The following is a 7,989-nucleotide window of genomic DNA, read 5'->3' on the forward strand; positions in this document are numbered from 1 at the left end:
CCCGGGCCGAGATCGAAGCCCTGGTGCTGCGCGCGCTCGGGGAGCGCCTCGCGCCGCAGATCACCACGAGCGCGGCCGACGTGGCCGCGGGGCGGATGGATCCGCATACGGCAGCGCACGCGATTGCCGAGGCCATCCTGGCGCGCCGCCCCTGACCTGGAGAATGGCAGCGTTCTGCCACGCTTGCGGGGCTCGGCCAGCGTTGCATCGGTATAGCGATGCAAGGGCCGCCAACCCCTGCAAGGGGAGCCAAACACTGCCATTCTCGCAAGGCGCCGGGGTCCGGCCACGGCCCGTCCGGCCTGACCCCGCCTACCACCAGCCCTGGCGGTGGGCCCAGCGCAACAACCAGGTCGAGAGCGCGATCATCACGACCAGCAGGACGGCGAGCAACCCCCAATGGGTGTCGGCGTTGACGATGACATTCATCCCCATCACCGACGAGATCGCGGTCACCGGCAAGGTCACGGCCGCGATGACCGCCAACCGCTCGGCCGCGATCGTCATCCGGGTGTCGGTGCGCGCGCGATAGAAGTCGGTCACCCCGTGCAGGAACTCCATCTGCGCCCGGGTGATCCGCTCCAGCCGCAGATATTGATCACGCAGATCGGCGATCCGGCGCACGTCGGCCTTGGGCGCATCCACCATCAGCCGCCCCACCCGGGCGAACACTTCCGCGCTCTGCGTGGCCATCGTCTGGACGGTCAGGAGCGCGTGCCGCGCGGTGAACAACTCGTCGAGGAACTGCTGGGGGTGATCGTCGTCGGCCTGGGCCATCACCCGCTGTTCCAGTTGACCGATCTCGCCCGCGACGGTGTTGACGATGCGCTCCTCGGCATTGGTCAGCGCGGAGGTCACGGCATACGCCAAGGCGATCGGGCCTTCGGGGGTCAGGCGTCCGGCCAGGAGGCGGGCCGCGATCTCGCGCGTCTCGGTGGTCATGGCGGCCAACTCGACGGCGGGATTGCGCGGCCCGTGCGTGGTGATCAGGTAGTGCTTCCCGACGATCTGGTCGATCTCCAGATAGTGCACGTGGCCGGCCGCGCCGGGCAATGGCCGGTGCAGCGCGAGATAGACGTAGCCGGGGTAGTAGTGCAGCCGGGCGACGTGATTGCGCTCATAGCAATCGTCGATGACTCGTGGATGGAGGCCGAAGGCGTCGGCGAGCATCGCCCGGTCGTCGTCGTCCGGCTCGGGTACGTCGACCCACACGAAACCGTCGTCGCGCGCGAGCAGAGCAGCCAGTTCGTCGCGGTTCGCCGCCCGCGCGGCGCCCTGTTTGGGCACCCAGATGACGTCATAGGTCGCCACGTCAACAAACCCTATTGCCCACGGGCGGCACCCCTGCCGCCTCCGTGACGATTTTGTTATCTCCCGCGGCATCCGTCATCGTGGAGTTCATCCAGTGGTCGTCCCGGCGACCGGTGACGTCCGTGCGACGCCCGCCTCCGCGGACGAACGAGCAGAAAGTTGACCCCCCACGTGGCCCTCCTCAAGCGGCTGGCCGGCGCCTTGCTGGTCCTGATCGGCCTGGTCCCGCTCGCCTTCGGCACGTATGCCGCCGCGCGCCTCGGCACCTCAGGCTCGGCGACCTTTGTGGTCAAGGGCGTCGGGACGTCACCCGTACTGCTCACGCCCGACGTGCTCAACCGCACCGACCTGCCGGTCGAGATCGCGCTGACGCCCCGGAGCGGCGCGTCGGCGCTCGTCGTGATCGGCACACCGTCGGACACGCAAGCAGCCCTGGGCACGGCCGGGCACACACGCGTCACCGGTGTCGATGTCCGGGCCGGGCAGGCGACGACGGCCGATACCGCGGGCAGGACAGTCGAGCCGCTGGGTGAGCTGACGTTGTGGCGCAAGACCGAGCAGGTCACCGCGCCGGCGACCGTCACCATCACCCAGGCCACCGCCCCGGAGTCGGTCCTGATCGCCCCCGCGGGTGCCGGCCTGGCGTCGATGGCCCTGACCTGGGCCAATCCCACGTGGTTCTACCAAGCCCTCGTCCTGGCCGGCTCGGGCGGCCTGCTGATGACGGTCGGCTGGCTGCTGGTGCGGCCGGCCCCCAAAGCGAAGGAGCTGGCTCGATGACCAGCATGACGACTCCTCCCGGCGTGACCCATGCGCCGGCCCGACGGCTCACCGCAACCCGGCGGGCGGCCCTCGGCCTGGCGCTGGGCGCCACCGTGCTCACCTCGGCGTGCGGTCTGCCCGATCACGTAGTCGGCCTGCACGACGCGCCGACCGAGACCGTGTCAGGGGCGCCCTTCGGGGAGGCGACGGCGCAGGAGATCACCTCGGCGACCCTGACCGAAGCCGACCGGCTGCTGGCCAGTGACGCCTCCGAGAAGCAGCTGACGGCGATCATGACAGGGCCCGCCCTGCGCCTGGCTCAGGTGGCGCCGCGCTTCCGCACGGGCGACCCGGGCGCGCTGCAGGCCCCTAGCGCGCCGACCATCCTGGCCATCTCCACCGGTCGCGCCTGGCCACGCACGATTCTGGCGACCACCCAGAGCGACGGGGTCCAGCGGGTTCACGTGCTCACCTCGGCCTCACCCACAGCGCCCTTCAAGCTCTGGCTCACCGCGGATCTGTTGGCCGGTGCCAGCATCCCGGCCCTGCCTCCGCTCGGCGACGGCACGACGCTGGTCGGCAAGGATCACGGCCTGGTGGCCTCGCCCACCCAGGTGTTGACTCTCTACGGTCAGCTGCTGAACTCCCCGACCACCAAGGCATCCAGCGCAGTCGTCTCGGCCCGCGACGCCTTCGCCAGCGCGATCAAGACCAGCTCCGCCCAACAGACCAAGGCCCTGGGCAAGCTCGGCACCTTCAAACGGACCAATGCCCCGATCGCTGGCAGCATCCTCGCCTTCCGTCTCGCCGACGGCAGCGCGCTCGCCTTCGCCCAGCTCACCCGCACCGACACCATCAAGCCCACGAGCAAGGCCAAACGTCTCGATCTGCCGAAGGACCTGGCCACCTTGGCCAAGCGCAAATCTGTCACCGATGCCCTGCGCCTGACCACGATCGAGACCCTGATCGCCGTCATCCCGGTCGAGAAGAAGGCCACCGTGATCGGAGCCGCGGAGCAGCTCGCTGGCCTCAGCGCGAAATAGCAGACGACCAGCGTCTGAGTCCCACCCGGCCCGAGGGACCTCGCCTACCTGAGAGAATCGCCCGTATGACGCAGCCTTCCGTTCCCACGGGCGCCACACGTGGCGCTGTCGACCTCACCGGACTCCAGCACGATGCCGCTCCGGCTTCCGGCGCGGGCGGCCGGGGAGCGGCGGACAACATCCACGTCGTCGGGACCGACGCCAACTTCAACGAGATCGTCGGGCGTTCGGTCCGGGTCCCGAGCCTGCTGGTTCTGGTCTCCAAGCGCCTGCCCGAGTCCGTCGTCTTCCTCGGCACCGTGATCGACATTGCCCGCAGCCTCCAAGGGCGCGTCCAGGTCGTCAGCGTCGACCTCGACGGCAACCCCGGGCTGCTGCAGACCCTGCGCGTCCAGTCCGTCCCGGTGACCATGGGTTTGTTGCAGGGCCAGGCCATCCCGATGTTCGACGGGGTCGCCACCGAGGCCGAGGTCCGCGCGATCGTGGACCAATTCCTCCAGGTCGCGGTGCAGCAGGGCGTCACCGGCCGGGTCGAGGTCGCGGCGCCCGAGACGCCCGAGGAACTCCCCCCGCTCCACCAGGAGGCCTTCGACGCGATCGAGCGGGGCGACTATGCGGGGGCGCGCACGGCATACGGCAAGGCCTTGGCCCAAAATCCCAAGGACCACGAGGCCGAGGTGGGCCTGGCGCAGGTCGGCCTTCTCGAGCGCACCGCGGACGCCGATCTCACGGCGGCCCGTGAGGCAGCGGCCGCCAATCCCGATGATGTCGCGGCGCAGACCCTCGTCGCCGATCTCGATCTGCTCGGTGGGCACGTCGAGGACGCCTTCGGCCGCCTGATCGACCTCGTCAAGCGCACCTCGGGCGATGAGCGGACGGCGGCCCGCGATCATCTCGTGCAGTTGTTCGCCGTCATCGGCAATGCCGACGACCGCGTCAAGAAGGCGCGGACGGCCTTGATGAGCGCACTGTTCTGACGCGGCCGCGAGACATTCGGCGTGCCCATCGCGTCCGGTCACCAAACCAAGGCCGTTTGGGGTTGGATGGGGCCATGTCCGAGCGCATCGAACTCCCCGTTCCTGGCACCGACGCCACCCTCGGGGTGATTCGCCACGGACATTTCGGCCGGCCCATGCTGGTCTTTCCCTCCGAAGCCGGGCGCGCCGAGGACTTCGCCAACAACGGCATGCTCGATGCGATCCGCGGCCTTGTCGATGCCGGCCGGGTCACCCTCTTCTGCGTCGACTCCATCGACGGGTGGACGTGGTCGGCCAACGACCAGCCCACCGAGGAGCGCGCCCGCCGGCACCGGGTCTACCACGGCTGGCTCGAGCAGTCCGTGCTGCCGCATATCGCCCACGAGATGGGCGGATGGCAGACCGAGATCATCACCTGCGGAGCGTCGATGGGCGCCTACCACGCCGCCCACTTCACGCTGCAGCGGGCCGACGTGGCCCCCCTTGCCATCGGGATGTCCGGCAGCTACGACCCGACCACATGGCGTGGCTGGGGCGACATCGGCGACGCTACCTACTTCGCCAACCCGATGGCGTATGTCCGCGGTGCCGACGGCGACCACCTGAACTGGCTGCGCTCGCGCGCGAGCCTGCTGCTCGTCGTCGGCCAGGGCCCCTTCGAGTGGGAACCCACGAAGTCCTACCCCTCGACCCTCGCCTTTGCCGATGTGCTGCGCGAGAAGGGCATTCCGCACCAACTCGATGTCTGGGGCTACGACAGCGCCCACGACTGGCCGTGGTGGCAGCGCCAACTCGCGCATCACCTGCCCCGCTTCGTCTGATCCACCGTCCGCGCAAGTCCACCGCCAAAGGAGTCACCTGATGTCGACGACGCAACGCGACCACCTCATCGGCCTGCTGCTCGGGGCCGAGGAGGACTGGCCCACCGCCTTCGAGGCGCTGGCCCGCAAGCTTGGGGTCCTGCATACGGCCGATGGGGCACAACACCGGATCGAGACCGAACGGGTGACCATCGAGCCGTTCAATCTGCGCGACAAGCCCCGGCAGGACCTGTGCATCGACCGGCTCGCCTATTGGTATTACCACCCGCGCGAGTGGCTGAAGAAGGCCGCGCTGATGGACGACGTCTACCTGCTCAACAGCCCCTTCACCTTCCAGTCGATGGAGAAGCATTCGGCCTATTGCGCGATGCTACGGCTGGGTCTGAACGTGCCCAATACGGTGCTCGTGCCCTACAAGCATCCGGTCGACAATGCCCGCTGGGCTTACACCTCGGCGAAGTACAACCAGCAGTTCGATCTCGACCAGATCGCCGGCGACATGGGCTATCCGCTGTTCATGAAGCCCTTCGACGGCGGCGGCTGGCGCGGCGTGTCGCGGGTGCGCAATAGCGACGAACTCCACAAGACGTATGACGAGTCCGGCGAGATGCTCATGCACTTGCAGGAATCGATCGACTTCGACGTCTTCGCCCGCGCCCTGACCATCGGGCCGGAGTCGATGGTCATGAAGTTCCGCCCGGACGAGCCGATGCACGATCGCTACGAGGTCTCGCATGATTTCCTGTCGGAAAAGGCGGGCAAGGAGGCGATCGCCATTAGCCAGACGGTCAACGCCTTCTTCCGGTGGGAGTTCAACTCCTGCGAGATGCTCGTCAAGGATGACGTGCTCTACCCGATTGACTATGCCAACGCGTGCCCGGACGTGGCGGTGACGTCGCTGCACTACTACTTCCCGTGGGCGATGAAGTCGCTGCTGAAGTGGTCGGCCTTCTGCGTCGTCACCGATCGGAAGGCCAAGACCCAGGTCGACACCGACCCGTGGTTCGCCGTGGCCGACAATGCCGATCTCGATTACGACGCCAAGATCCTGGCCTATCAGGGGCTCGCGGACCAGCATTTCGACAAGGACCGCTATCTGGAGTTCTGCGCGACAACCCTGCCCAATATCGACGAAATGGTCTATGACTACATCGTCTCGCCCGAGTTCCGCTCGATGCTCACCTCGACGATCCAGCAGACCTATCCCACGCACGAGTGGGAGCGTTTCGAAGGCCACTTCGGCGGCCTGCTGACGATGTGGGCCGATGACAACGCCCAACTCGCCGGCAACGCCTGACCAGAGCTGCAAAACCGGTTACCAGCGGGTAGGTGAGTCGAAGCGGGCGCTATACCGCCCGTTTCGTCACACCTACCCACGAGTATGTGTTGCAGGCTGTCAGCCGGCCAGGGCAGCCGCGAGAACCTCGTCTACGGACGCGTCCCGGTGCTCGAAGCCGGTCGCGAGCAAGCGCTCTGGCACCACCCGCTGGCTGGCCAGGATCTCGCCGGCGAACTCGCCGACCACGAGCCGGAGGGCAAAACCCGGCGCCGGCAGCACGCTCGGGCGGTGCACGAGCCGGCCCAACTCGGCGGCCACTTCGCGTTGACGCGGTGGTTCGACGCCGACCAGGTTGACCGGTCCGGTGATCTCCGGGTGATCGATGAGGTGCATGAGCGCAGCGACCTCGTCACGCAGCGAGATGATCGGCCAGTACTGCTTGCCCGAGCCCAGCGGCCCACCGGCCCCGAGTCGGGTTGCTCGCAGCAGGGGAGCGAGGGCGCCGCCGCGCTGGGTCATCACCAGCCCGGTGCGGGCGAAACTGACGGGCCGGCCGGCCTCGACCAGGGGCGCGGCGGCGTCCTCCCACGCCCGGACGACTTCGGCCAGGAAGCCGACTCCGCGCGGGCTGGATTCGGTCAGCACCTCCTCGCCACGATCGCCATACGCCCCGACGGCGGAGCCGTTGACCAGCGCGATCGGCTCGCCGGACGCCTCGATGGCCGCAACTATCGTGCGTGTCGCCCGCACCCGAGAGGTGAGGATGGCGGCCCTGTGCTCGGTGTTCCACCGCTTGTCGCCGACGCCGGCGCCCGCGAGATTGACGACCGTATGCACGCCCGCCAGCCCCGCGTCGAAGGTCTCCTTCGCGGGGTCCCAGGAGCGTTCGTCGGGTCCGGCGGCCGGGCGCCGGACCAGGGCGATCACCCGATCGCCCCGATCCCGCAGGGCCTGCGTGAGCGCTGTCCCGATCAGGCCACTGGCGCCCGAGATCCCGACCGTGAGCACGGCGAGCCGCCCGAACCCTACAGGCCGAGGGAGGCCTCGAAGCGGCCCTCCTCGAGCCGCTCCTTGACCGTGCCCAGGAAGCGGGCCGCGTCGGCGCCGTCGACGACGCGGTGGTCGTAGGAGAGCGCGAGATACATCATCGAGCGGATCGCGATGGTCTCGGCGCCGTCCTCGTCCTTGACGACGACCGGGCGGCGCACGATGGCCCCGGTGCCGAGCATCGCCACTTGCGGCTGGTTGAGGATCGGGGTGTCGAAGAGCGCGCCCCGGCTGCCGGTGTTGGTGATCGTGAAGGTTCCGCCCGAGAGCTCGTCCGGGGTGATCTTGTTGTCCCGCGTGCGCGCCGCGATGTCGGCGATCGCGCGGGCCAACCCGGCGATATTGAGGTCGCCGGCGTTCTTAACGACCGGGACGATCAGACCCTTGGGGGTGTCGACCGCGATCGCGAGGTTCTCGCTGCCGTGGTAGACGATGTCGTCGCCCTCGACGCTGGCGTTGATATTCGGGTGCGCCTTGAGCGCCTCCACACTGGATAGCGCAATGAAGGGCAGGAAGGATAGTTTGGTCCCTTCGCGCTTCTCGAACTCGCCCTTGGCCCGGTCGCGCAACCGCGCGACTTTGCTCATGTCGACCTCGACGACCGTGGTCAGCTGGGCCGAGACTTGCAGCGACTCCACCATCCGCTGGGCGATGATCTTGCGCAGGCGGGTCATCTTCTCGCGTGTGCCGCGCTTGGTGGTGTCGGCCGCCGCGATGGTCGCGGCCGCCGGTGCGCTCGGCGCGGCGGG

Annotated in this window: 8 protein-coding genes; 5 read left to right on the forward strand and 3 right to left on the reverse strand. The window is 68.5% G+C overall.

What is annotated here, in order from left to right; all coding sequences use genetic code 11:
- Positions 1–312: 312 nt before the first annotated feature.
- Complete coding sequence (locus tag PKH97_RS10840; protein WP_324387425.1) at positions 313–1,311, reverse strand: CorA family divalent cation transporter; 999 nt, start codon at positions 1,309–1,311, stop codon at positions 313–315.
- 159 nt (positions 1,312–1,470) lie between these two features.
- On the opposite strand from PKH97_RS10840, the gene PKH97_RS10845 reads away from it, so the two are divergent.
- From PKH97_RS10845 to PKH97_RS10865, 5 genes are all read left to right on the forward strand, one after another.
- On the forward strand, positions 1,471–2,091 hold the full coding sequence (locus PKH97_RS10845; RefSeq protein WP_324387426.1) for a hypothetical protein: 621 nt from the start codon (positions 1,471–1,473) through the stop codon (positions 2,089–2,091).
- Positions 2,088–3,116 carry a hypothetical protein gene (locus tag PKH97_RS10850; protein WP_324387427.1) on the forward strand — a complete coding sequence of 343 codons (1,029 nt, stop codon included), beginning with the start codon at positions 2,088–2,090 and terminating at the stop codon, positions 3,114–3,116. Before PKH97_RS10845 ends, PKH97_RS10850 begins: the two co-directional genes overlap by 4 nt.
- A 65-nt stretch (positions 3,117–3,181) precedes the next feature.
- Positions 3,182–4,093, forward strand: a complete 912-nt coding sequence (locus PKH97_RS10855; RefSeq protein WP_324387428.1) for a tetratricopeptide repeat protein — start codon at positions 3,182–3,184, stop codon at positions 4,091–4,093.
- Between the two features lie 74 nt (positions 4,094–4,167).
- Positions 4,168–4,914, forward strand: coding sequence for an esterase (locus PKH97_RS10860; protein WP_324387429.1), 747 nt, complete (start codon positions 4,168–4,170; stop codon positions 4,912–4,914).
- Between the two features lie 40 nt (positions 4,915–4,954).
- Positions 4,955–6,211 carry a hypothetical protein gene (locus tag PKH97_RS10865; RefSeq protein WP_324387430.1) on the forward strand — a complete coding sequence of 419 codons (1,257 nt, stop codon included), beginning with the start codon at positions 4,955–4,957 and terminating at the stop codon, positions 6,209–6,211.
- Between the two features lie 99 nt (positions 6,212–6,310).
- On the opposite strand, the gene PKH97_RS10870 is transcribed toward PKH97_RS10865, so the two are convergent.
- Together PKH97_RS10870 and sucB are read right to left on the reverse strand one after the other, a co-directional pair.
- Complete coding sequence (locus tag PKH97_RS10870; RefSeq protein WP_324387431.1) at positions 6,311–7,201, reverse strand: TIGR01777 family oxidoreductase; 891 nt, start codon at positions 7,199–7,201, stop codon at positions 6,311–6,313.
- A 17-nt stretch (positions 7,202–7,218) separates the two neighbouring features.
- Positions 7,219–7,989 (reverse strand): 2-oxoglutarate dehydrogenase, E2 component, dihydrolipoamide succinyltransferase (gene sucB / locus PKH97_RS10875; protein ID WP_324387432.1); only part of this gene is annotated, 771 nt, incomplete at its 5' end.

Source organism: Nostocoides sp. (assembly GCF_035343835.1).
Classification (GTDB): Bacteria; Actinomycetota; Actinomycetes; order Actinomycetales; family Dermatophilaceae; genus Nostocoides_A; species Nostocoides_A vanveenii.

What these genes read in the sequence shown, in the direction of transcription:
- PKH97_RS10855 (WP_324387428.1), top strand. Translation starts at nt 3,182, where the DNA reads ATGACGCAGCCTTCCGTTCCCACGGGCGCCACACGTGGCGCTGTCGAC.
- PKH97_RS10850 (WP_324387427.1), top strand. Translation starts at nt 2,088, where the DNA reads ATGACCAGCATGACGACTCCTCCCGGCGTGACCCATGCGCCGGCCCGA.
- PKH97_RS10860 (WP_324387429.1), top strand. Translation starts at nt 4,168, where the DNA reads ATGTCCGAGCGCATCGAACTCCCCGTTCCTGGCACCGACGCCACCCTC.
- PKH97_RS10865 (WP_324387430.1), top strand. Translation starts at nt 4,955, where the DNA reads ATGTCGACGACGCAACGCGACCACCTCATCGGCCTGCTGCTCGGGGCC.